Here is a 23,658-nt window from a genome sequence, read left to right as displayed (position 1 = left end):
CTTACCCTTTTTCATGAAAAAACTTAGCTTGGCCGGCGCGGCACTGCTCAGTGGTCTGGTACTTTTTTCTTTTTTAAGTACCCCGGAAGTACCCCGCCCCAATATCCTGGTGATCGTGGCCGACGACGCCGGTCTGGACATGAGTGCCTACGGGCGCAGCTGGGTGAGCACACCCGCCTTCGACCGCATCGCCCGCGAGGGGGTACTTTTCAACCGGGCCTACACGCCCAATGCCAAGTGCGCGCCTTCGCGCTCCTGCCTGCTCACGGGCCGCAACTCCTGGCAGCTCGATGCCGCCGCCAACCACGTCATTTATTTCCCCACGAAGTTCAAAACCTACGCCGAAGCCCTGGCGGCGCACGGCTACGCCACCGGCTACACCGGCAAAGGCTACGCCCCCGGCAAGGCCTTGCACGAAGACGGCAGCCCGCGCGCCCTCCTCGGCAAAGCTTACGACCGCCACCAAACTACCCCACCCGCCCAGTTTATTTCCAATAACGACTACGCGGCCAATTTCGCCGATTTCCTCGGCCAGGTACCTGGTGGGCAGCCGTGGACATTCTGGCTGGGCTTTCACGAGCCTCACCGCGACTACGAGTATGGGGCCGGTATTCGAAAAGGAGGAAAACGCCTGGACATGATTTCCAAAGTACCCTCCTACTGGCCCGACTCCACCCGCATCCGCACCGACCTGCTCGACTACGCCTACGAGATCGAGTACATGGACGCGCACGTAGCCAGGGTACTTGAAACCCTCGAAAAAAGCGGCCAGCTGGAAAATACCCTCGTCGTCTTCACCTCCGACCACGGCATGCCGTTTCCGCGCGTCAAAGGCAACCAGTACGAGCACGCCAACCACGTGCCGATGGCGCTCATGTGGAAAAACGGCCTGAAAAGTACCGGTCGCAAAATCGACGACTACGTGAGCTTCGTGGATTTGGCACCGACGTTTCTGGAAATAGCGGGCCTCAACTGGCAGAAATCCGGGATGCAGCCCGCCGCCGGAAAAAGCTTGCTCCCGATTTTGCAATCTAGCAAAAACGGGCAAGTAGAAGCCGCGCGGGACTTTGTGCTGGTAGGGCAAGAACGCCACGACGTGGGCCGCCCCAACGACGAAGGGTACCCCATTCGGGGCCTTCATAAAAACGGGATGCTGTACCTCAAAAACTACGAAACCAGCCGCTGGCCCGTGTGCAACCCCGAAACCGGCTACCTCAACTGCGACGGTAGCCCCACCAAAACGCTGCTGCTCAACCTGCGCCGAAACGGCGTGGACACGCACTACTGGGCACTGAACTTTGGCAAACGCCCCGCCGAAGAACTTTACGACCTGCGGAAAGACCCGGATTGCGTGAAAAATCTCGCAACTACCCCCGCCTACCGCCCCACCATCCAGAAGCTACGCACCGAAATGGAAACCCGCCTGCGCGCCGAGGGCGACCTGCGCATGAGCGGCTACGGCTATCTCTACGAGCAGTACCCCGTCACGGAGCTGCGGAATTTTTACGAGCGCTTCATGAACGGCGAAAAGCTCACCACCGGCTGGGTGAATGACTCGGATTACGAGAAAGAAAAAATCGAGGATTGAGCCGGGGGGTACTTGGCCTACTGAATCACCTCAGCACCCCTGGCCGTAGTAGGCATTTTGGCCGTGCTTGCGCTCGTAGTGCTTGTTACAGAGGGCGTCTTTCAGGCGCGGCGTGGCGGGGTTAATTTGGAGCGTCAGGTAGGCCATTTTGGCCAGCTCTTCCAGCACGGCCGAGTTATAAACGGCCTTGGCCGCGGTTTTTCCCCAGGTAAAGGGGCCGTGGTTTTGCAAAAGTACCATCTCCGTTTCCTGGTACCTCAGCGCTTTTTCGGTGAGGCAATCTAGGATCTGGCAGCCGGTTTCGTGTTCGTAGTCGCCCTGGATCATGGCGTCGGTCAGGACCGGCGCGCAGGGTATGTCCCGGTGGGTGTGGTCGGCGTGGGTAGTTCCAAAGACCGGGATGTCTAGTCCGGCCTGCGCCCAGGCGACGGCGTAGGTACTATGCGTATGGGCCACGCCCCCGATCGCCTCCCACTGTTTGTAGAGGTACGCGTGGGTTTTGGTGTCCGAAGAAGGCCGCAAGGTACCTTCCACCACTTTTCCTTCGTAGTCACAGATCACGATGTCGGCGGGAGTCAGCGTTTCGTAGGAAACCCCACTGGGTTTGATGGCAAACACGGCCCTTTGCCGGTCCACGGCGCTCACGTTCCCGAACGTAAAAAGGACCAGACCCAGCTTCGGCAACTGCAGGTTTGCTTCGTAGCATTCTTCCTTCAGGCTTGTATACATGGCTTTATTTGTAACTATTTTTTATGAAAATTATAGTCAAAAAAGTACCCACAGGTACCTTGTACATTTTGACATAACAACAATTCGCGCATGGGTTAACTACCGGCACTATCGGTAGGCTACCTCGTTCCAGCGGAGTTCGTTTTTGAAGGTACGCAAACGGGTGTCCCGATCAATCACCGCCAGTTCAATCCCGGCCATGTCCGCAAAGTCTTCGAGGTACTCCGTGGTCAGGTTTTGGCTAAAAACGGTATGATGCGCGCCCCCGGCCAAAATCCAGGCCGCGCAGGCGGTAGGGAGGTCGGGCTGGGGCTTCCAAAGTACCCTTGCCACGGGTAGTTTGGGGAGGTCGTGCGGGGGTACTACGGCCTCCACTTCGTTTACCAACAGCCGAAAGCGGTTGCCCAGGTCGATCAGCGATGCGTTCAGCCCCGGCCCGGCAAAAGTAGAAAACACCAGCCGCACCGGATCATCTTTGCCCCCAATGCCCAGGGGATGGACGCAGCAAATAGGTTTTTGGGCAGCAATTGTGGGGCAAATCTCCAGCATGTGCGCCCCCAGTACCCACTGGTTTCTGAAGCGGTCGCGGGTACCTCGGTCCAGCGGCTCGGCCAGGTGGTAGGTATAATCCTCCATGAAAGAATTGCCGTCTGGCAGGCCACTCGCCATCACCTTCATGGCGCGGAGCAAAGCGGCGGTTTTCCAGTCGCCTTCGGCACCAAATCCGTAGCCCGCCGCCATGAGGCGCTGGGTAGCGATGCCGGGGAGCTGGCTCAGGCCGTGCAGGTCTTCGAAGGTATTGGTGAAGCCTTTATAGTTTCCGTCTTCTAAAAACGCCCGGAGGCCCAGCTCAATGCGGGCCGCTTCGCGGAGGGAAGCATGGCGGTCGCCGGTAGGAAGCAGCTCGGGGGCCATCTGGTAGGTATCGGCGTACTCGGCACAGAGTGCCTCCACGGCAGCGTCCGACATTTGGTCAATGACCCGTACCAGGTCTCCCACGCCGTGGGTATTGACGGAGTAGCCAAAAGTGATTTCGGCCGAGACTTTGTTGCCATCCGTAACGGCCACGTAGCGCATATTATCCCCGAAGCGAACAAAGGCCGCCCCTTGCAGGTCGTGGCGGGCGGCGGCTACGCGCGCCCACACCTCGATTTGGTCCAGCACGTCGCGGTGCTGCCAGTGCCCTACTACCACTTTCCGGCTGCGGCGCATCCGCGCCATCAGGAAGCCAAACTCCCGGTCGCCGTGCGCCGACTGATTCAGGTTCATAAAATCCATGTCGATCTCGCCCCACGGAATGTCCCGGTTGAACTGGGTATGCAAATGCAGCAAGGGTTTTTGAAGCACGTTCAGGCCTCCGATCCACATTTTAGCGGGCGAAAAGGTATGCATCCAGGTGATGATCCCCACGCAGTGTTCGGCGGCGTTGGCCGCCTGGCACAGGCGGTATATTTCGTCGGGGGTAGTGAGCACGGGTTTGAAAACAACCCGTACCGGAATTTCCGGCGCTTCGTCCAGGTAGCGGGCTATCTGCTGCGAATGCTCGGCTACCTGCCGGAGGGTTTCGTACCCGTACAAATGCTGGCTGCCAGTAACAAACCAAACTTCGAATTGACTAAGATTGAGCATGGAAATTCTTTGTTTCGTGGGAGTTTAGCGCGGCCGTTCAGGGGGTACTTTCGATGAAATCGCCCAGCTGTACGTACCGCTCGTATTGCGTTTGATAAAAGGCCGAGGCCTCGGGCCGGGGCAGGTACTCGGCATCGAAGCCCGAGCCCATGGCTTTTTGCGCCGCTTCCAGCGAAGGATGTACGCCCGCCGCTACGGCCGCGCACATGGCTGCTCCCAGGGCACAAGCCTGCTCCGAGCGCGCCACCCGAATCGGCATGGCCAGCACGTCGGCCAGCGTTTGCATCACGAAGGGCGATTTTTTGGCTACGCCACCCAACGCTATGACGTGATGAATGGGTACCCCTTCGCTCCGAAAACGATCCACGATGCGCCGGGAACCGAAGGCCGTCGCCTCTACCAGGGCTTTAAATAGTTGGGCGGCGTCGGTACCCAGGTGAAGCCCTCGGATGGCCGCCTTGAGCGTGTGGTTGGCGTCGGGCGTGCGGCGGCCGTTGATCCAGTCGAGGGCTAGGGGGCTGGTTTCTCGGAGGGGTAGTTGGGCGGCCTGTTCCGACAGGTGCGGGATGAGCTGAGCGGCCAGCCGGTCGGCGGCTTCATCGCCCAGCAGCTCCCGAACGGGCTTGGTAATAAGCCCGGCAAACCAGGCGTACACATCCCCAAAAGCCGATTGGCCCGCTTCCATGCCGATCATGCCCGGCACAATGGAGCCATCTACCTGCCCACAAATACCTTTGACGAGCCGCTGGCCCATTTCGTCGGATGGGGCCGTAAGCATATCACAGGTGGAAGTACCCATGACCCGCACAAAGGTGTAGGGCTCGATTTGTGCACCCACGGCTCCCATGTGCGCATCGAAGGCCCCCACGCCCACGACTACCTCCGGCAAAAGCCCCAGCCGCTCGGCCCAGGCGGCCGACAAAGTACCCATCGGCTCGTCAGCGGTGTAGGTTTCCGTGTAGAGGCGCTGCCGCAAGCCCGCCAGCTGCGGGTCCAGCGCGGACAGGAACTCTTCAGACGGCAGGCCGTTGTAGGAAGCGTGCCACATGGCTTTATGGCCCGCCGCGCAGCGGCTTCGCTTCATGCTCAGGGGGTTGGTATGGCCCGTCAGCACGGCCGAGATCCAGTCGCAATGCTCTACCCACGAAAAAGCCCCGGCCCGGACCTGCTCATCTACCCGCAGCGTGCGCAGCATTTTGGCCCAAAACCACTCGGACGAATAGATGCCTCCTACGTACTGGGTATAGTCCGGCGACCACCGGCGCGCCAGGGCGTTTATTTCATCCGCCTCCCGGTTGGCAGTATGGTCTTTCCAGAGAATAAACATGCCGTTGGGGTTGTCGGCAAAGGCGGGTAAAAGCGCCAGGGGGGTACCTTGCTCATCCACCGGGGCGGGCGTAGAGCCGGTGGTATCAACCGAGATCCCTACCACGCTTTTTCGTACCTGCTCAGGTACCTGGGCCAGCGCTCCTAGGACAGACTGCTCCAGGCCTTCGAGGTAGTCGAGCGGATGCTGCCGAAACTGCGACGAGGCCGGGTCACAGTACAGGCCCTGCGCCCAGCGGCGGTAGGCGTGTACCGCCGTGCCCTGTACTTCGCCCGTTTGGGCATCGGCCACCAGCGCCCGCACGGAATCCGTTCCAAAATCGACTCCTATAACGTAAGCGGTTTTTATCATATCCAAAATCATTCAGAAGGGAAGGGTACTTTTAATATGACCTCTATGCAAGTTAAAAGACCACCTGCGCGCGGAATTTAACCACCCCATCGGCAATTAATATTGCTTTACGGAATCCGTAGTACAAACGAGAATGGATTGGGATCGATCAGGGATTGGGTTTCCGGTCTTTGACCGAGACCTCGTCTTCGTTGATTTCTTCGTTAAATTGCCTGCTCAGGCTTTCCATGGTCAAGGCGGCGGTAGTACCGTGCAGCACCAGCGACACCAGCACCGTAAAGGCCGCCGTGGCCCATATTTCGTCCGCGTACTGAAAATGGGTTTGGGCCAGGGCAAAGGCCAGGTAGTAAAACGAGCCAATGCCTTTGATGCCAAAAAACGAAAGGGCCCACTTTTGCTTGGGATGCAGGCCGCTCTTCCACAATGACACGTAGCCCGCCAGCGGGCGCACCAGCACGATAAATAAAAGGCTCGCCAGCGCCATGGGCCAGGTAAGTACATCCAGGACGCCGTTTACGAGGCTTCCGCCAAAAAGGATCAGGACAATGGCCACCAGGATGCGCTCGATTTGGTCGGTGAAGGCGTGTAGCTCGGTATGGTAGGCGTGCTGGAGCTCGTAATTTCGGATGGTAACCGCCGCCACAAAAACCGACACGAAACCGTAGCCGTGGAGCAGCTCCGTGAGGCCATAGATGAGCAGCGTAGCCGAAATAGCAATGAACCCGTTCTGAGCATCCATGACGTTGCCTACCTTTCCGCCCCCAAAAATAGCCCAGGCCAGCACCCGCCCCAGCACAATACCCGCCAGCACGCCCGCCACAATCTTGAAGATCAGATCCACGGCCAGCCACTCCAGTACGTTGACCTCGCCCGAAGGGGGCATCGCCAGCAAAATGGCCAGCCACGTAAACGGAAACGCCATGCCGTCGTTCAGGCCGGCCTCGGCGGTGAGCGCAAAGCGTACCTCGTCTTCTTTTTTTTCCCGCGGCGGCCCTACCTGCACATCCGAGGCCAGCACGGGATCGGTAGGGGCCAATACCGCACCCAGCAGCAGCGCCGAAGCCAGGTTGAAGCCCAGTAAACTCCAGCCGATCAGGGTGATCAGGGCAATGCTCAGCACCATCGTGAGGCTGATCAGCCGGAGCGGCAAGGCCCAGTTTTCCACTGAAAAAGGACGGTCGATTTTCAGGCCGGTCCCCATCAGGGTAATGATCACCACGAGCTCGGTCAGGTGTACGGTATACTCCTGATGCCGAATGGGATTGGGCAACGGCAGGCTTTCCGAAAAAGTGTAGATTAGTCCCCCAAAGAGTACGTAAAGAATGGCGTACGAGACTTTGGTCTTTTTGGTGAGCAAAGGCATCCAGGCCATCCCTAAGGCTGCCAGGCCAATGAGGGCTATGACAATGAAGTAGTTATCCATGAAAAGGGTCTGTCGGGATAGGAAAAGTGGCCAAGTACCTACCTGAACAGCAGGAGTAGCGTTAAATAATTATACCAGTATGCACGGGCCGCTCCCTTTCACTCGTACAGCAACCGGCTGGCCCGAAAGGTACCGTCGGCCGCTTGCAGCAGCTTGGCTTTCAGCCGGGGATTATACGCCGGGCGCTGGCGCAGGAAATCACGCACCAGCGCGGCTACCTCCGGCGACTGGTAGTAGCCCAGCGTAGCCGTGAGCCAGGTCGTGGGGAAAAAGATGTCGCCCGTGCGCTGGATCTCCTCCAGCAGCTCCAGGCTTTCGGGCAGGTACCTGGCCGAGCTAGCCGCCCGCAACGGGTGGTGCAGGTACCCCAGCGCCGCCGTCACGTACGCTTCCCGCTCCCGGTTTTCGATTTTTTTCAACGAAGCAAAAAACGCATCGCGCTGCGCGACTTCGGCCGACAGCGCGGGCATCATGAATTGCAGCCGTTTGCGGCGGTCCGCATTTTGGATTCGGCTTAGCTGCTCCGCAAGTACCCCCGGCGCGGGGTAGTTGCGCACGGCCAGGGCCAGCGCCAGGGTGGTGTAGTCGTCTTCGGTGAGGGTAATGCCTTGCGGCGCGCGCTGCTCTTTCCAGATGGTGTACAGCCGCTCCTGCGCCGCCGCACTGAGGGCCACCGACTGGTACCCCCGGAAAAGTACCTTCTTCTTGTTGGCGTTGGTTTGGGCTTGCAAAGTACCCCAAAGTACCCCTTCGAGGACTACGGCCAGGGCCTCTCGCTGCGCGGGCGGTGTGTACTGCCAGAACAAGGTACCCAGCTGCCCCGTCAGTAGTTTCAGGTTCAATTCATCCGGCTCGGCGGGAAGCAGGCTGAGGTAATTTGCGGTTAATTGGGCGGGGGTAAAGTACCTTCCACTCAGCATGTTTTCGTACAGATTGATGTAGGCCGCCGCCCGCACCACCGGGTCCGTAAAGGTACCTAGCCGGGACATCATGGCCGTATCGACCGGGAACAGCCCGTAGCCCTGGCCGGACGAATTAAAAACAACGTAGGCTGGTACTTCTTTCCCCAGCGCCTCGGTGAGCGGTACCTGGGCCTGGTCCAAGTGCACGGTTAGTGTTTCGGTGCGGTCGGGGTAGCCCAAGAGTACCTCAAAAAACTGCGGCCACACGCGGGCGGAGCCGTCTTCGCCTTTTTGGGTAATGCTAAAATCCGTTATTTTTCCCTGCTCCGTTTTTAACACATAGTCAATTTGCGGGCGGCCCGTTTCGGTTACCCACACGCGGTTCCAGGCGTGGAGGTCGGCGGGCGTGTGGCGGTCCAGGATCGCGATCAGCTCAGCCCAGGTGGCGTTGCCGTACGCGTAGGTTTGGAGGTACTCCCGCAGGCCGTCGCGCAGGGCCTCTTTGCCCATGAGCCGCTCCAGCTGCCGCATCATGATGGGAGCCTTGTGGTAGATGATATTGCCGTACAAAGTACCCGCCTGGTTGAGGTTTTCCAGCGGCTGCCCAATGGGGTTTGCGCCTTCGGTACGGTCTACGGCGTAGGCGGCCGGAAAGTGATCGAGCAGAAACTCCAGGTCGTAGTTCGACTCCGGCACCATGGCTTCGGTGATTTTGTCGGCCATAAAATTGGCAAAAACCTCCTTCAGCCAAACATCCTCAAACCAGCGCATCGTCACCAGATCACCAAACCACATGTGGGCCGTCTCGTGGGCCAGCAGGTGCGCGCGGGTGTTGCGCTGGTCGCGGGTGGCACCTTCGTCCAGAAACAGCGACGACGCTTTGTACTGGATGGCCCCCACGTGCTCCATGCCGTTGTACTGAAAGTCCGGGATGGCCGCAAAATCAAACTTCTGAAACGGGTAAGGTACCTGCGTGTACTCTTCCAGAAAGGCCAGTGCGCCCGCGTGCAGCTCAAAGAGGGGGTCCAGGCTCAGCCGGATTTTGGCCGGGTCGGTTTCGCGGTGGTAGAGGTACATCGGGCGGCCGTTCACCTCCCGCGCCACGCGCTCGAAGCGCCCCGCCACAAACGAAAACAGGTAGGTACTTAGGCGATCTGATTCCGCGAAGCGGTAGGTGGTGGTACCTTGCTGGCGGGTACTGTCCAGCAGTGGTGCGTTGGCCACAGCCTGCCACGAATCAGGTACCGTGAGCGACAGGCGGAAGCGCGCCTTTAAATCCGGCTGGTCAAAACAGGGAAAGACCGTCCGGGCGCGGTCGGGTACCAGCAGCGTATAGAGGTAGTCTTCGTTGCGGTTGAGCGAGAGATTGCCCGCCGTAAAGTCGATCTCAATCGCATTGGCACCCGGCCGCAGGTACTTAGGCTCGATCAGGATATGCTCTTTTTCAAACACGATAGGTACCTCCCGCCCGTTCACGACCAGCCGGTGCAGGTGGTCGCGTGTTTCCTTGAAGTCGAGGGGTAGTACGCGGCGGTTTTTCTTCCACTGAAACGAAATGCGTTCCGAAGCTTCGATGGGGGGTACTTTACCGGCGGGAATGGTCAGTTGCATGGTGTACGTAAGGTCGCTAAGCACCTGCCGACGGTACCGCGCCAACGACTCCGCTACGCCTTCCTCCAAGGTCGAGTCGTGGGTAGGTAGGTAACGCCGACTGCACGACAGCGTCATGGCAACCAGCAGCAGCAGAGACATCAGCAGCATAGGCTTCATAAAAGGGAGCATCAAGGTAGGTTGTCAATTAAGTACCCTAAAGATGTAAGCTACGTAAATACGACCAATTGGCTATATTTACAAGAAAAATTCCCAAATTTCTCAACAAACCATGACCGAACTATCCGGCACCGAACGCCGAAACATCGCCCCCGGCCTGGCGGTCTCTATCGTACTCAAAAAAGACCAGCGCGCAGGTACCCTCACCGAAGGCGTGGTGAAAGACATCCTGACCAAAGCGCCCCACCATACGCACGGCATCAAGGTACGGCTGGAGACGGGCGAAGTAGGGCGCGTCAAGAAGATTCACGACGCTTAGCCCGCCCAAGTACCCGTTCTGGCACGTCTTTTATTGAAAATAAAGTAGCTCGCTTTTTTCGAACCATCCCCATGAAACTTCATACGTGCAGCTACTGCCAGAACCCGCTCTATTTTGAAAATAGCGTCTGCCTGAATTGCCAGAACAGCATTGGTTTTAATCCTGATTCGCTGGCCTTCGTGACCCTCACCAAACAGCCCAAGGGTACCTGGGCCAACATCCTCAACCCGCAGGAAACCTACCGCTACTGCCACAACGCCGACTACGGAGCCTGCAACTGGCTGGTACCCAGCCATCACCCTACGGTTTTTTGCCGGGCCTGTGAGCTTAATCGTACCATCCCGCAGCTTTCCAAGAAAAAAAACCTCAAAAACTGGCGGCGCATCGAGGTGGCCAAGCGGCGGCTCGTGTACTCGCTGCTGCGGCTTAAGCTCCCGCTGGTGAGTAAGCACCACGACCCGGACCACGGGCTGGCGTTTGATTTCCTGGCCGACGTAGACCCCAACCAGCGCGTCATGACGGGCCACGCCAACGGCCTCATTACGCTCAACATCGAGGAAGCCAACGAGTACAAGCGCGTGCGCAACAAGCTCAACCTGGGCGAAAAGTACCGAACCCTGCTGGGGCACTTTAGACACGAGGTGGGGCACTACTACTGGGATGTCCTGTTAAAAGAGGGCCCGGCCCTGGAGGCTTACCGCCAGCTCTTCGGCGACGAACGCGCCGACTACGGCGAAGCGCTGCAAAAATATTATCAAGACGGCGCTCCGCCCAACTGGGCCGAGCGCTTCATTAGCCCCTACGCCACGGCGCACTCCTGGGAAGACTGGGCCGAAACCTGGGCGCACTACCTGCACCTGATGGATACCCTGGAGACCGCCTTTACGTTTGGTATTCACGTGGGGCCGCAGGAAATAGAGGCGTCAGCCGAGATGAAAGCGGCCATAAAAAAAGACCCCTACACCGTGCTGGATTTCGAGCGGATTGTGCGGATGTGGCTGCCGCTCACCTTTGCCGTCAACAGCCTCAACCGGAGCATGGGGCACCCGGATTTCTATCCGTTTATTATTACCCCCGCCATCATCCAAAAACTTCGCTTCATCCACGAGCTATGCCTGACCCATGCCGTTCGTACGCCCTTGCCGGACCCTCTGTCATCGGCTACGGGTATGGCGGTTTGACCCTAACATTTAGCTACCTGAATTCTCCGTTACCCCGCAAAACTACAGGGTACTTTCCAACCATTTCGATTCCTGAAAACTCTTGGCTATAGGGCATACGCTAAGTCCGGTCCGAAGCGTTTAAAAACAAGGTACTTAGTGGCCCTAATCCAACAAAAAAAAGAGATAGCTCCATTAAACCTTCCGCCCCTCCGGTTTGTCCAAAAAACGCTTGACAAAAAGGACTCCGTGTTTATCCTCATATTAATACATATAGCCATGAAAACGACCCGTCGACTACGAATTTTTAGCTTACTGGCCTTCCTGGTGGTGGCCGGCGGGCTTAGCCCTAACGCCTCGGCTCAGCCGGGCCTTTCGGTTTCTTTCCAGACTTTTTACAATGATCTGGCCCCTTACGGACGGTGGAGTTCACACCCCCAGTACGGCTCGGTTTGGTCGCCCTACGTAGAAGAAGATTTCCAGCCCTACGCCACCAACGGCCGCTGGATCGCCACCGAATACGGCAACACCTGGGAGTCGTACTACCCCTGGGGCTGGGCTCCTTTCCACTACGGTCGCTGGTTTTTCGACGACTATAACGGCTGGACCTGGGTACCTGACTACGAGTGGGGACCGGCCTGGGTCAACTGGCGCTCGGGAGGCGACTACTACGGCTGGGCTCCGCTCCTACCGGGTTTTCACGTCAATATTGCGGTTAATATTCCCTACAACTACTGGGTGTTCGTGCCTCGAAACTACATCTACCGCCCGCGGATTTTTAGCTACTGCGTACCCCGTGCCCGAGTGGTGAATATTTACAACCGGACCACCATTATCAATAACTACTACCGGAACGACAACCGGGTGTACGCCTCGGGGCCGTCGCGCTACGAAGTAGAACGCCACACCCGCTCTAAAGTACCCGTGTACCAGGCCAGCGAGGTAACGAGCCGCTCCAACCGCACCTACGCCGCCGAGCAAAACAACAGCCGCGTATACCGCGCCGATGACAGCGGTCGGGATCGGGCCCTGTCTCGTCAGGACAGAACGCCTGCTACCAGCGGTCGGTCTTCCAACAGCAACCAGGGCCGCTACTCGACAGAGGCCGACCGGGGTACTTATCAAGAGCCGGCCCGTGGCCGCGAAACCTATAATGAGCCCGGCCGCAGCCGCTCCAACAGCTCGGTAGGTACCCCAGCTCCCGAGCGGGTGTATTCAACACCGGATCGATCGACCCGGCCACAGCCCGCCTACGAAGCACCGGCGCGGTCGTCGTCGCCCAGCCGTACTGAGCGCAGCCCGGCTGAACGCAGCCCGGCTGAGCGCAGCCCCCGGAGTGCTCCTCAACCTAGCCGGAGCATGGAGCAACCTTCGTCACGGCAGACGGCCCCGCGGCAGTCATCCATGCCGCAGTCGTCTCCTCGCGAGAACAGCTCCCGGAGCCGGGTAGAAAGTACCGCCCCTTCGAGCCGAAGCAACAGCCAGGCCGCTCCCGCTTCGCGTTCGACGCGGCAAGCTCCCGCCGAGCGTAGTTCATCCTCGTCGGAGTCTTCGCGCTCCAGCCGCGGGCCCAGGTAGAGGGTCTTATCACTTGCCTCATTAACCTACTACAAACTAAATCGAATTGGAAAGCCGTCTTCGTCAGGAGGCGGCTTTTTCATGAGCCGGTTTTTAACTCACTGCATAATTTTTGGCCCATTTATTGCATTACGGAGTATTATTCTGCGAGAAGCAGTAAAATAAGTACCTGATAATTACTTATAAAATCTTTTTAAGTATCCGCTGGCTAAATTAGCAACCCATTAATACGTAACCTTAAGTAATCGTTCTGTATATTTATCCACCTAACTTACGACTTGTCCGTCCCTATACACGTTGTTTTACACGAATAAAGTCCTACTGTACCTTTTGTTGCTGGTGAGCTTCGGTTTGCCACTATGTTGTATTGCTGTTCCGCAAGGCAACGACCATCTTATCCTGGACCTGAGAGCCAAAAACCTTTCCGATAGCCAAGTGGTGTTGAACGGAAGTTGGCAACTATACTGGAATAGCCTGCGCACCCCTACTTCCCCTCCCGACTACCACGAAAATGTTCCTTTCCCGACCCTTTGGAGCAATACCACCTGGAAAGGACAGCCCTTGCCCTCGCAAGGTTTTGCTACCTATGAGCTGACGGTACTGATGCCCAAAAGCACGGAGACGCTGGCCTTGCGGGTACCGGACGTGTACTGCGCGTACCGGCTCTACGCCAACGGGGAGGTGATTGCCCAGAACGGCGTACCCGGTACTAGCCGCGCTACTACCAAGCCCTACTGGTCTACACAGCTCAGTCCGCTGCCCGCCACCGATACGATCCGACTCAGGCTCCAAGTCGCCAATTTTCACCATAGCAAAGGTGGGCCATATAAAAGTATTACGGTTGGCTCGCTGGCTTCGCTACGCTTGCATAAAGACATTGATGACGCCTTCGACTACTTCCTGGGCGGGTGTCTGTTTATGGGTGGGCTTTTCTTTTTGGGTTTGTTCCTTTTTGGCCGTAGCAACTACTACATCCTCTATTTTTCTTTCTTTTGCCTTTTTTACAGCTACCGTCCCTTCGGAACCCGAAATTATGCGCTCCATTCCCTCTTCCCGGATCTGCCCTGGGCGCTGACCCTTCATGCCGAGTACCTGTCGCTGTTTCTGGCCGTGACCATGTTTGTACTTTACACCCGGGCGCTGTACCCCGAAGACGCCAACCGAACGCTGTATTATAGCATGGCGGGCATTGGTCTGCTTTTTACCTTCATTACCCTGCTCACTCCTCCCACCATTTTTACCTACCTCATTAATCCTTTTCTGGGGCTTCTCTTCTTTTACATTGGCAGTGCTTTTTACGTGCACGTGCAGGCGGTGCGGCATAGGCGGTCGGGGGCGCAGTACGCCTTGTTAAGCTCGGGCTGCCTGCTCATCATCATATTAGTGATCATGCTGGAGTATTTCGGTTTGTTTACGCCCTCCAAACTGGTGATCTTCCTGGGGTACCTTAGCTTTTTCTTCCTGCAATCCCTCATTTTATCCTTCCGCTTTTCCACGACGCTCAAAAAAGCCAAGGAGGAAGCAGAGCTGGGCCTGAGGACCAAAAGTGAATTTCTAAGCACGATGAGCCACGAGATCCGGACGCCGCTCAACTCCGTCATCGGCATGACGCACCTGCTCATGAAGGACGATCCGCGGCCCGACCAAAAAAAGCACTTGGATGCGTTGCTGTTTTCGGGGAATAATTTGCTGAGTATCGTCAACGACATCCTTGATTTCAACAAGATCGAGGCCGGTAAAATCATGTTCGTGCAGGAGCCCGTGTCCATTCCTGATATAGCGCGTCACCTTATCTCTAGCTTGGAGGCCGCCGCGCACGAAGCGGGTATTACGCTCACATTAAACCTGGACCCCAGCCTGACGCAGCAGGTACTTGCCGACAAAACCCGAATTTCGCAGGTACTTAGTAACCTGGTGCAAAATGCTATTAAATTTACCCACGAAGGCGGCGTAGAGCTTCGGATCAAGGTAGAAAAGCAGGATCAGGAAAATAGTACGCTCCACTTTTCGGTAGAAGATACGGGAATTGGTATACCTGCAGAAAAGCAAAAACTGATCTTTGAACGCTTCACCCAGATAGATTCTTCCGCTACCCGGGGCTTCAGCGGAACCGGCCTCGGACTGGCCATCAGCAAGCGGATTCTGGAGCTACAGGGCGTCACGCTGCGGGTAGCCAGCGAAGTAGGCGTGGGCTCCACTTTTTATTTTACCCAAACCTTTCCCCTCGCTCACGAACTTCCGACCGAGAAGCCGTCGCCGCCGCCCGTTACTGCGTCCGAAAAGCCCCTGGAAGGCGTGAGCATTCTGGTTGTAGAAGATAATAGCATGAATATCCTGGTGGTACAAAACTTCCTGAAACGCTGGGGGGCGGAGTCGGAAGTAGCCAAAAACGGCCAGGAAGCCCTGGACCTACTCGACCCAAGCCGCCACCAGCTGGTACTCATGGACCTGCACATGCCGGTTATGGATGGCTACGAAGCGACCCGGCGACTCCGCGAGCGGGGCGAAACGCTTCCCATCATTGCGCTCACGGCCAGCATGGCCCTGGATGTGACCGAGAAAGTACTGGCCATTGGCATCAACGACGTGGTGGTGAAACCCTTCAACCCCAACCACCTCCTGCAGGTGATCAGCCACTACGTGAAGCCGGACTAAGGTACCTCTCGTGCCAACAAAACGGGGCGGAACGGGGTTAAATTCCTGAATCAACAAACCAGGAACTTATGAAATTATACCTACTGGCTGCGCTCGGCGGAGCCGCGCTACTGTTTGCTGCCCCGGCCCAGGCCCAACCCGACGTACTCTTCTACACTACCCTGAACCGCGCCGTGCACCTGGGGCAGTACGACGGCGTCATGACCGTTCGTGACTTTAAAAAAAACGGGGATTTTGGCCTGGGTAGTATCGATAAGCTCAAGTACGAGCTTATCTACCTCGACGGTACGCCCTACGGCTTCTCGGCCGACGGCGAAGCCATTACCCTACCCGACGACGCCCGGGTGGTCTTTGGCGTTACAAAGCATTTCAAAGCCCAAAAAACCATCGAGCTCAGCGAGAAGCTCAGCCTCAAAAAGCTCCAGGCGGTACTGGATACGCTGCTGGACCACAATGCGTTTGCGGCGATTAAAATCACGGGTACTTTTGACCAAATAAAGTACTTCTGCTACGAAGAGCAGCAAAAGCCGTACAAGCCGACCCGCAAGATTGGAAAGAAAAACTTTGAGCGCTCCGGCGTGGAAGGTACCATCGTGGGCTTTTTTACGCCGCGGTCGGCGGAGGTACTTAACAGCCCCAACTACCACTTTCACTTCACCACCCAAAACCGTGACGGCGGCGGCCACGTCGACGACTGCCGGATTGGCCGGGTACGGATCGAGATTGACTACGCCGAGGAGCTGCGCGTACACCTACCCGAGCCCCGCCTCCAGCAAAACATCGACCTCAACAAACCCATCAAATAAAGGTACTTCCACGGCAAGGTACCTCACAGCGGGCGCATCCAGTACTGCATGGTTTTGGGCGTAGCGCGGGTCTCGCCCAAGTCGGGCCAGGAGAGGGTACTTTGCAGCGAAGGGACCGGCCGGTAGCCCCGCTTGGTCCAGAAGGCGTCGTTGGAGCGGTAGTCGGCGGGGCGGGCGGGATGATTCGCCGGGCGCTCCACGGAGCAGAAGCAGGTCGCCTGGTAGGTACCGAAGCGGGCCGCGTGCGCTTCGCGCTCATCAAAAAACCGATGCCCCAGCCCCTGCCCGCGAAAGGCGGGCAGCAGGATACTTTCTCCAAAATAAAAAATGGAACCGAGGTCGAAACCGGCCGCTTCAAACGGCTGGCGGATTTCGTCGGTTTCGTCGAGCAAAGGTAGGCAGGTGGTAGCCCCCACCATCTGCTGCTGCTGGTACACCGCCAACAGAAACGAGCGCTCCGCCCGTGGGTAGGTACGTAGGTACTCGCGCTCGTAGTCGAGCGAGCCCTCGTACAGGTAGGGGAAATCGCGAAAGACGGCGATCCGGAGCCGGGCCAGATCGTCAAATACCGCCTCGATCTCCGGGCCTTTTTTGGTCACAAAAGAAAGCTCCATAAATAGCCATTCAAGTACCCTTTAAGGTCGTTTTTAGGACACCAGCTTGATCCAGAGCGGCAGGTTGTAGTAGGTCGTTACGCGGCTGATCTTGCCGTCACGTACCTCCAGAAAGGCCGCAGCCGGTAGTACGTACGGCTGGTTGCACGCCTCGGGGAAACCTTCTTCGCCTTTTTTGTAAATACCATTGACCACAAACTCCGTCGCGATGCGCGGGCTCTCGTCGGAAGCCGTAAAAAAGACCTGCTCGGTGAGGGTTTCTTCGTAGCTCTCGTCCATGAGTTGCAGAAACTCCCGGAACTTATCCAGGCCGATGCGCGCCTCGCCCTGGTTGGGCTCGTGCCGTACTTCGGGATGTACCAGGCTTAGCATACCCTGCCAGTTTTGTTGGTTAAAGTACGCGTAGTATTGCTTCACGATGTCTAGGGGAGTCATGTCGAAGTAGGTTAGTTGATAAAGTTACTTTTCAGCCCGCAAGATAAAAAGAAAGTACCTTTGAGCCGCCGCCGGGCCGCCCAAAGGTACTTTTTTGTGGGTACTTTGTTGTTTACTAATTGTCAACCAGCAGGTTGCCGCCCTGAAGCGAGAGTTGCCCGTTTTGCCGGATCTCCACCCCGCGTACCTGCGCCACGTCGCTGAGCGAAACCACGTGGTTGGGACTGATGATGACCTGGTCACAGACTAAAGGTACCCGTCCGCAGCCCCAGGTGGCGGCGTTGCCCCAGGCGCCACTGGCCACCGATTCACACACGCCTCCTGGCGTCACGGTGACGTTCACGGCCAGGGAGGTAGATGTGCAGCTGGACTGCGCGGCGTCGAATTTCAGGACCGTTCCCCACTCACCCACGATCCAGGCCTGGCCCGGCGTGCTGAAGTTGATGTCGTTGAGGGTATTGAAAGTACCCGTCGTGATGCGGCTCCAGGAAGTACCTCCGTTGGTAGTTTTGAGCAAAGTACCTCCGCCCCCGACGACGTACCCCACCTGCTCCGAGAGGAAATTAAGGCCGTTCAGGCTCACCGCAAAGCCCGTGGGCTGCTCGGTCCAGCTTTGGCCGCCGTTGGTGGTTTTGAGCACCAGCCCGTTTTCCCCAAGTACCCAACCTACCTGCTCCGAAACGAAGAAGCAGCTGCTCAGGCGGTGGTTGGCTTTCACCAGGTGTACCGTCCAGGTAGTGCCGCCGTTGGTAGTTTTGATGAGCTTCCCGTTGCTCGTCGTTACAAAGCCTACGTTGTCGTTGACAAATTGCAGGTCGAGTAGGGTGGTTTCGTAGGGATCGTTTGCGTCTTTGTAGGGTACATTTTCTAACGTCTGCGAAGTACCTGAGAAACGGTAGAGTGAAGCCGGACCGAAACTAGTATTTCGGAGAAGATACCAACCCGTAGTTTCCGTCTGGAAGTAGGCTTTGGAAATAATAAAACGCTTGGCCTGCGGCATTGTATTTCCGTAGAAGTCGTTCCAGGTAGCGCCGCCGTCGGTGGTTCTACTGAGCACCCCATACCCTACCCTCCAGCCAAACTGATTGTTTTTGAATTTGACTTGATAAAGCGTATAGGCATTCATATTTTCCTGCTTCGTCCAGGACTGTCCCGCCGAAGTTGAGGTCAGCGTGACGGCCCTTGAGTCGGGGTGAGGACCATTTTCGGTATCCCGGGCGGTTCCACCCACCGCCAAGAGGTAGTTTCCAACGCCCGCCACGGAGTTAAGATTTTGGTAGGTTCGCGTAAAATAGTTATTATAAATCCCGCCAGCGCTATATACATTTACCATCAGCCCCCCTCGGCCTACCACCAAGCCTGTCGACGAGTTGCGGAAAGAAATACTGAGTGGATATGTCTCATAAGGATTATCATAATCCATGGACCAGGTCTGTCCACCGTCACTAGTCCTAAACACTGCTCCTCCGTTCACACCAGGACCGGAGGCAAATTGTCTCTTGAAAACTCTTCCAATGGCATAGCCATTCTGAACGTCTGTAAACTGCACGTCGGCCACGGTAAAAGGGGACGGAAAATTAGCCGGAACAACTATATTGTGCTCCGTCCACGTTGCTCCTCCGTTTGAGGTTCTTACAAGGGCCGTAGTCAGTAAATTATTCGGACAGACCGTGTAAAAAGCCCAGCAGCTATTTCGATCCAGGGCGTATACTTTCTCGGTTTTGCTTAACAAACAAGCCGTCACGGTCTTTTGCAAGCTCCAGGTACTTCCGCCATTTTCCGTTTTATAAATCTGTGTATCCGAAGCTATCCAGCCAAAATCCGCATCCACAAAAGCGATGTCCTCCAGGCCGGAGGCCGTGGGAAGCGTGACGGTGGTCCAGGTACTGCCGCCGTTGGTGGTTTTGAACAAAAGGCGGTCGGCCAGGACGTAGCCTGCCTGCTCGCTGAAAAACTGGATTTTCTGCACACTACCCGTCACGGGCAGGCTCTGCGGGCTCCAGGAAGTACCTCCGTTGGTCGATTTCAGCAGCAGCCCGCTGGCCCCGCCCATCCAGCCGATCTGCGTATTGACAAAATGGACGGCGTAGAGGTGCTCGGTCCGGCCCGTCGGGATGGTGTCCCAGGTACTTCCGTTGGTGGTTTTGAGCAACGTACCGTGATCGCCCACAATCCAGCCGGAGGTACCTCCCACAAATTGCAGGTCGTTGAGGGTACTTCCCGGCCCCGGCATGGCCAAGTACGGCAGGCCCTCGCGGGGTGTTGCCTCCACCTGGTAAGCCCCTGACTGCGTCACCAGGAGGCTATCCAGCGTAGCCTGCGGGATGGGCTGGCCGTTGCGGAGCCACTGCGCCTGTACGTTGGCCGGAAGGCTGGCTTGCAAAAGTACCTGCTGGCCGTCACAGATCGTAACGTCGCCCGCGGGCAGTACCGCTACGGGGTCGCAGTCGGCGGTATAGACGGTACTTATTTCTTCGTCGGTGAGCGCCCGATTGAATACCCGGAAGTCGTCCAGGGCACCCGCCAGCGGGTACCAGTAGGTAACGCCCAGCACGGGGGCGGTTTTGGGGCCCATCACGCCCAGGTACAGATCCTGGCCGTTGGCCTCGGCAAAGGAGAGCGAAACGGCCTGCGTATGTACCAGCTGGCCATCTACAAACAGTCGCACCTGCGAGGTACTGAGCACGTAGGCGTAGTGGTGCCAAGCCGCGCCGGGCAAGGGCCGCAACGTACCCGTATTTACCTGGCCCGAATTGGTAGACGATTCAAAGTCCAGGCGCTGCTGACCGCTTTGGGGGTAGGTAAGCCCCTGAATGCCGGGCCGCGAAGTACCCCAGCCGTCGCCGGCCTTGGAGAAAAACACCTGCCGCCCGTTGACGTTGCAGGTACCCGTGCCGGGGTCCATGCCGCTGCTGAGGTCAATTTTGGCCCAAAACGCAAACGTGGCGCCCTGGCTTAGTTGCAAGCTGGCGGAATGAGGCACCCGCAGAAATTGCGCATTTCCGCAACCACTCAGGCTCAGGGCGCGGCCCGCCTGCCCGTGGCGGTCGGTGGTGAACGTAGGATTACCGGTAGCTAGGGCGTGATTGGCGTAGTCGCTCTGGTCGCTAAACGTACCGTCGAACGGATAGGAAGCCACGAGGCCCGGCTGAGCCTGTACGAACGTAAAGCAGCAAAACGCTAAGAGGAAAACGAAGAGCCATTGGCGGCTAAACAGGGATTGGACGGTCTTGCCAGGCAAGACAGGAGAAACTTTTGGCATGGAATGTTTTTGTTTGGGTGGATAAATAGTACCCTCCCCCACGGTGACCGAAGTACCCGCAGCGAGAAGAGCGGGTAAATCTACAAAAAAGTATTGTATGACACTCATCTACACCTTTACAAAAATCTTGTTTCGATACAAAAAATACAAGAACAGCCACACCAGCAAGAGCGCGCCCAGGGCGTTGCAAACCGGCTGCCAGGTTTCGGACAGGTACTGGTAGAAGCCCTCGAAGAGCAGCCGCGACGTATACCCAAAATCCACGAAGCGGTAGGTGAGGTAGATCACCAGGGAGTTCATCCCAATCACTTTGAAGAAAAAAGCCCAGCGGGTGTAGCCGCGCACGTCGATGAGCCAGTAGAACAGCGCCAGGAACAAAAACGCCATCCCGGCCGTGAGGGCAATAAACGAGCCCGACCACAGGTGCTTGTTGATGGGTAGGTGCAGGTTCCAGACCAGCCCCACCCCTACGCCCGCCAGACCCCAAAGTACCAGCTGACGTACCTTGCCCAACGCCGGACGCTCGCCGCGTAGCAGGTCTCCGGCCAAAGTACCCAGGATGGTAAGGCAAAAGGCGGGCAGGTGGGTACTGAGGGCCAGCTCGTCGTAGGTACCTTGCTTGAGCCGACCGGGCATCAGGTGGCGGTCGAGCCAGCCCATGAGGTTTCCTTCCAGGGAAAGGTCGCCCGCGCCGTAGCCGGGCACGGGTACCCAAAACAGCGCCGCGTAGTACAGCAGCAAAATCCCCGCCACCCAGCCCAAACGCTGCCGCGCCGAGAAGTTCAGGTACAGAAACGTGGCAAACAACGTAGCCAGCCCGATGCGCCCCAGCACGCTGCCGTAGCGGATATGCGCCGGGTCGAAGAAATCAACGGGGGCGTTTTTGTACAAAATACCCAACCCAAACAAGATCAGCGCCCGCTTGGCTACTTTGCGGTACAGGGTACCTGTAGGGCCCGCCCCTGCGCCAGGCTGTAGGCCAGCGACACGCCCGCCATGAACAGAAACAACGGAAAGATGAAGTCGTAAAACGTAAAGCCGTGCCAGTCGGGGTGCTCAAACTGATCGGCCAGGGCGTCTACCCAGGGGTAGGCGGTGCGGCCGTGCAGCAGACTGATGAAGGTACCTGCGCCGGAAATAAAAAGCATGTCAAACCCCCGCAGGGCGTCGAGCGATTCGAGCCGGGTGGAGCGCGCGGTAGTAGAAGGCGGTGCCGTTGCCGTGATCATAAGGTAGGGTCGGAAGAAAGGGTACTTTTGATCATACAAAGGCTACGAAAGGTACTTTGTACTTATTTTTAGTACCGCTTTTCAAGATAAAAGTACCTGGCACCCGGCGCTTCGGGGTACTTGTGTGGGCCAGGTACCCAAAAATTCGTCGGCAGGCGGTTCCGCGGTTCGGGGCTAATGTTGTATATTGAAACGGATTTCAACCTTAACCATTTCTCAAACGCATGAAAACAGCAGTACTTTGCCTGGCGCTTACCGTAGTATCACTCTGCGCTGAGGCCCAGATCACCTTCCGGGGCGTCGATGCCAGCCCCATGGACATGGCCTACTTCCCCGACCGCTTCACCAATGTGCGCAAAGACGGCGAAACCGCCAAGGTACGGGTTACGTACAGCCGTCCGGCTAAGAAAGACCGGCCCGTATTTGAGAAGCTCGCCCCCTACGGAAAAGTGTGGCGGCTGGGTGCCAACGAAAACACGGAGATCAAGTTTTATCAGGACGCCACCATTCAGGGCAAAAAAATAAAGGCCGGAACGTACTCCCTCTTCGCCATTCCGAACGAGAAAGAATGGACGCTTATCTTTAACTCCGACCTGGACTACTGGGGGGCTTTCAAGTACCAGGAAAAAAACGACGTGCTGCGCGTCACCGTGCCGGTTAAAAAAGCACCAAGTACCATCGAGCATTTCTCCATCCAGTTTGCGGGCGAAGGCAACCAGGGTACCATGTACCTGGGCTGGGAGGATGCGCTGGTGGAAGTACCCATGACGTTTTAAATCATAACGTACCCAAAACGCTGATTTAAAGTAGGTTAATTAATTCATAAAAGTACCTTTCCTGCGCGTAATCGGGACCGTGTTGGTCCGTTTGCGAAACAGAGAAGGTACTTTTTCAGTTTTAAAAAATGCGGGATAACTTCCCATTGACTAGTTGTGGGCCGCCACTCAACGCAAACTCATAAAACCGATGCGCCTGATAGACAGCGCATCCCTCCTATTTTTCCCATTGCCATGCTACAAAATGCATCACTCGTGCCCTTCCCCAAGCTACTACTTTACCTAAGCCTGCTGGCACTACTCGCGGCCAGCCCGGCCTGGGCCCAAAACGCGAAGATTGTGTATCCACACCGGGTGTTTTGGCACAAATCCGAAGTGAACGAAATATTTGACCGCAAAGTAGGGCCAGGGTACTTGGGCGTGGGCTTTGATTTTGTGTACCGCCGCAAAAACGTCCTGAACGAAGGCAGTATGTTTCGCGCGCCGCTGCGGGAGAGCTTCCGGCCCTGGCTTCACTATCAGTTTAGCCAATACGCGCGTTTTTCGGTGTCGCCGCTGGGGTACATGAACACCAACGAGTACGTGGGGAAGCCCGAGGATCTGCTCCGGGCACCTTTCCAAGAGTGGCGAACTACGTTTCAGTTTTTCCACCACATCAAACAGTGGGAGGGTCGCATCATGCATACCTGGCGCTACCGCTACGAGCTGCGATGGCAGGAGCAGGCCAACGCCAGTGACTACCGCTACTTCAACCGGTTTCGGTTTCGGTACCGCATCCGGGCCGTGCTGAAAGGCGAAGACTTTTATGAAAATAACATGATCTATGCGGCCGTTTCTAACGAAATTGGGCTCAATATTGGCAAAAACGTAGTCTACAATACCTTTAACCAAAATCGCCTCTACGCCGGCGTAGGGTACCGTTTTCTGAATTCGGTGCGGGCGGAGGTACGTTACGTCAACCGGTACCGAACCCGCGGTGCGACCGGCCTGGAATTTGACCACGGACAAGGCCTCATGATTGGCCTTTACATCGACCAGCTAAGCGGCCTGGGTAAAGAACATACCCGCAGCGTACGCTTTACGGATTAAATAAAAACCTATGAAC

The 23,658-nt window shown here is 57.0% G+C and carries 18 protein-coding genes; 8 read left to right on the top strand and 10 right to left on the bottom strand.

All coding sequences use genetic code 11. From position 1 onward, the window contains the following. The first annotated feature begins 13 nt into the window (after window positions 1-13). On the top strand, window positions 14-1,588 hold the full coding sequence (locus HNQ92_RS04925) for a sulfatase family protein (protein ID WP_184171662.1): 1,575 nt from the start codon (window positions 14-16) through the stop codon (window positions 1,586-1,588). 30 nt (window positions 1,589-1,618) lie between these two features. Here HNQ92_RS04925 and HNQ92_RS04920 read toward each other — a convergent pair whose 3' ends face one another. From HNQ92_RS04920 to HNQ92_RS04900, 5 genes are all read right to left on the bottom strand, one after another. After that, entirely contained in the window at window positions 1,619-2,317 is a 699-nt protein-coding gene (locus HNQ92_RS04920) for an L-ribulose-5-phosphate 4-epimerase (RefSeq protein ID WP_184171660.1), read from the bottom strand. Between the two features lie 108 nt (window positions 2,318-2,425). Then, a complete protein-coding gene (gene araA, locus HNQ92_RS04915; protein ID WP_184171658.1) occupies window positions 2,426-3,946 on the bottom strand; it encodes an L-arabinose isomerase in 1,521 nt (506 codons plus the stop codon). A gap of 37 nt (window positions 3,947-3,983) precedes the next feature. After that, a complete protein-coding gene (locus tag HNQ92_RS04910) occupies window positions 3,984-5,621 on the bottom strand; it encodes a ribulokinase (RefSeq protein WP_184171846.1) in 1,638 nt (545 codons plus the stop codon). A gap of 151 nt (window positions 5,622-5,772) precedes the next feature. Next, window positions 5,773-7,047, bottom strand: coding sequence for a cation:proton antiporter (locus HNQ92_RS04905; RefSeq protein ID WP_184171656.1), 1,275 nt, complete (start codon window positions 7,045-7,047; stop codon window positions 5,773-5,775). Window positions 7,048-7,145: 98 nt separating this feature from the next. Next, the gene (locus HNQ92_RS04900; protein ID WP_425504275.1) at window positions 7,146-9,731 is read right to left on the bottom strand and encodes a M1 family metallopeptidase; all 2,586 of its coding nucleotides are present in this window, start codon (window positions 9,729-9,731) and stop codon (window positions 7,146-7,148) included. Between the two features lie 100 nt (window positions 9,732-9,831). Between HNQ92_RS04900 and HNQ92_RS04895 the strand changes: the two genes are divergently transcribed. The 5 genes from HNQ92_RS04895 (at window position 9,832) to HNQ92_RS04875 (ending at window position 16,237) form a co-directional block, all read left to right on the top strand. Then, window positions 9,832-10,038: a YwbE family protein gene (locus tag HNQ92_RS04895; protein WP_184171654.1), complete on the top strand. Its 207-nt coding sequence runs from the start codon at window positions 9,832-9,834 to the stop codon at window positions 10,036-10,038. Window positions 10,039-10,109: 71 nt separating this feature from the next. Further along, window positions 10,110-11,219, top strand: coding sequence for a zinc-binding metallopeptidase family protein (locus HNQ92_RS04890; protein WP_184171652.1), 1,110 nt, complete (start codon window positions 10,110-10,112; stop codon window positions 11,217-11,219). Between the two features lie 258 nt (window positions 11,220-11,477). Then, complete coding sequence (locus HNQ92_RS04885; protein ID WP_184171650.1) at window positions 11,478-12,776, top strand: DUF6600 domain-containing protein; 1,299 nt, start codon at window positions 11,478-11,480, stop codon at window positions 12,774-12,776. 435 nt (window positions 12,777-13,211) lie between these two features. Next, complete coding sequence (locus HNQ92_RS04880; RefSeq protein ID WP_221307369.1) at window positions 13,212-15,431, top strand: ATP-binding protein; 2,220 nt, start codon at window positions 13,212-13,214, stop codon at window positions 15,429-15,431. A 68-nt stretch (window positions 15,432-15,499) separates the two neighbouring features. Then, window positions 15,500-16,237, top strand: a complete 738-nt coding sequence (locus tag HNQ92_RS04875; RefSeq protein WP_184171648.1) for an acetolactate decarboxylase — start codon at window positions 15,500-15,502, stop codon at window positions 16,235-16,237. A 23-nt stretch (window positions 16,238-16,260) separates the two neighbouring features. On the opposite strand, the gene HNQ92_RS04870 is transcribed toward HNQ92_RS04875, so the two are convergent. The 5 genes from HNQ92_RS04870 to HNQ92_RS28590 form a co-directional block, all read right to left on the bottom strand. Continuing rightward, window positions 16,261-16,851 (bottom strand): GNAT family N-acetyltransferase, encoded by a 591-nt coding sequence (locus HNQ92_RS04870; RefSeq protein WP_184171646.1) that lies wholly within the window; start codon window positions 16,849-16,851, stop codon window positions 16,261-16,263. A 33-nt stretch (window positions 16,852-16,884) separates the two neighbouring features. Beyond that, window positions 16,885-17,286, bottom strand: a complete 402-nt coding sequence (locus tag HNQ92_RS04865) for a nuclear transport factor 2 family protein (protein ID WP_184171644.1) — start codon at window positions 17,284-17,286, stop codon at window positions 16,885-16,887. Between the two features lie 115 nt (window positions 17,287-17,401). After that, window positions 17,402-20,548 carry a YCF48-related protein gene (locus HNQ92_RS04860; protein WP_184171642.1) on the bottom strand — a complete coding sequence of 1,049 codons (3,147 nt, stop codon included), beginning with the start codon at window positions 20,546-20,548 and terminating at the stop codon, window positions 17,402-17,404. Between the two features lie 108 nt (window positions 20,549-20,656). Next, window positions 20,657-21,439 (bottom strand): acyltransferase family protein, encoded by a 783-nt coding sequence (locus HNQ92_RS04855; RefSeq protein ID WP_246439620.1) that lies wholly within the window; start codon window positions 21,437-21,439, stop codon window positions 20,657-20,659. 35 nt (window positions 21,440-21,474) lie between these two features. Further along, window positions 21,475-21,777: a DUF5009 domain-containing protein gene (locus HNQ92_RS28590; RefSeq protein ID WP_246439617.1), complete on the bottom strand. Its 303-nt coding sequence runs from the start codon at window positions 21,775-21,777 to the stop codon at window positions 21,475-21,477. A 224-nt stretch (window positions 21,778-22,001) separates the two neighbouring features. Here HNQ92_RS28590 and HNQ92_RS04850 point away from each other — a divergent pair, with 224 nt between their 5' ends. Together HNQ92_RS04850 and HNQ92_RS04845 are read left to right on the top strand one after the other, a co-directional pair. Beyond that, window positions 22,002-22,553, top strand: a complete 552-nt coding sequence (locus HNQ92_RS04850; protein WP_184171640.1) for a DUF2911 domain-containing protein — start codon at window positions 22,002-22,004, stop codon at window positions 22,551-22,553. Window positions 22,554-22,787: 234 nt separating this feature from the next. Further along, window positions 22,788-23,642, top strand: a complete 855-nt coding sequence (locus HNQ92_RS04845) for a DUF2490 domain-containing protein (protein ID WP_184171638.1) — start codon at window positions 22,788-22,790, stop codon at window positions 23,640-23,642. The last annotated feature ends 16 nt before the right edge of the window (window positions 23,643-23,658 follow it).

It is taken from the genome of Rhabdobacter roseus (assembly GCF_014202275.1).
GTDB classification, from domain to species: domain Bacteria; phylum Bacteroidota; class Bacteroidia; order Cytophagales; family Spirosomataceae; genus Rhabdobacter; species Rhabdobacter roseus.
The sequence above is the reverse complement of the archived record's forward strand: the minus strand, read 5'-3'. Positions and strand labels throughout refer to the sequence as shown.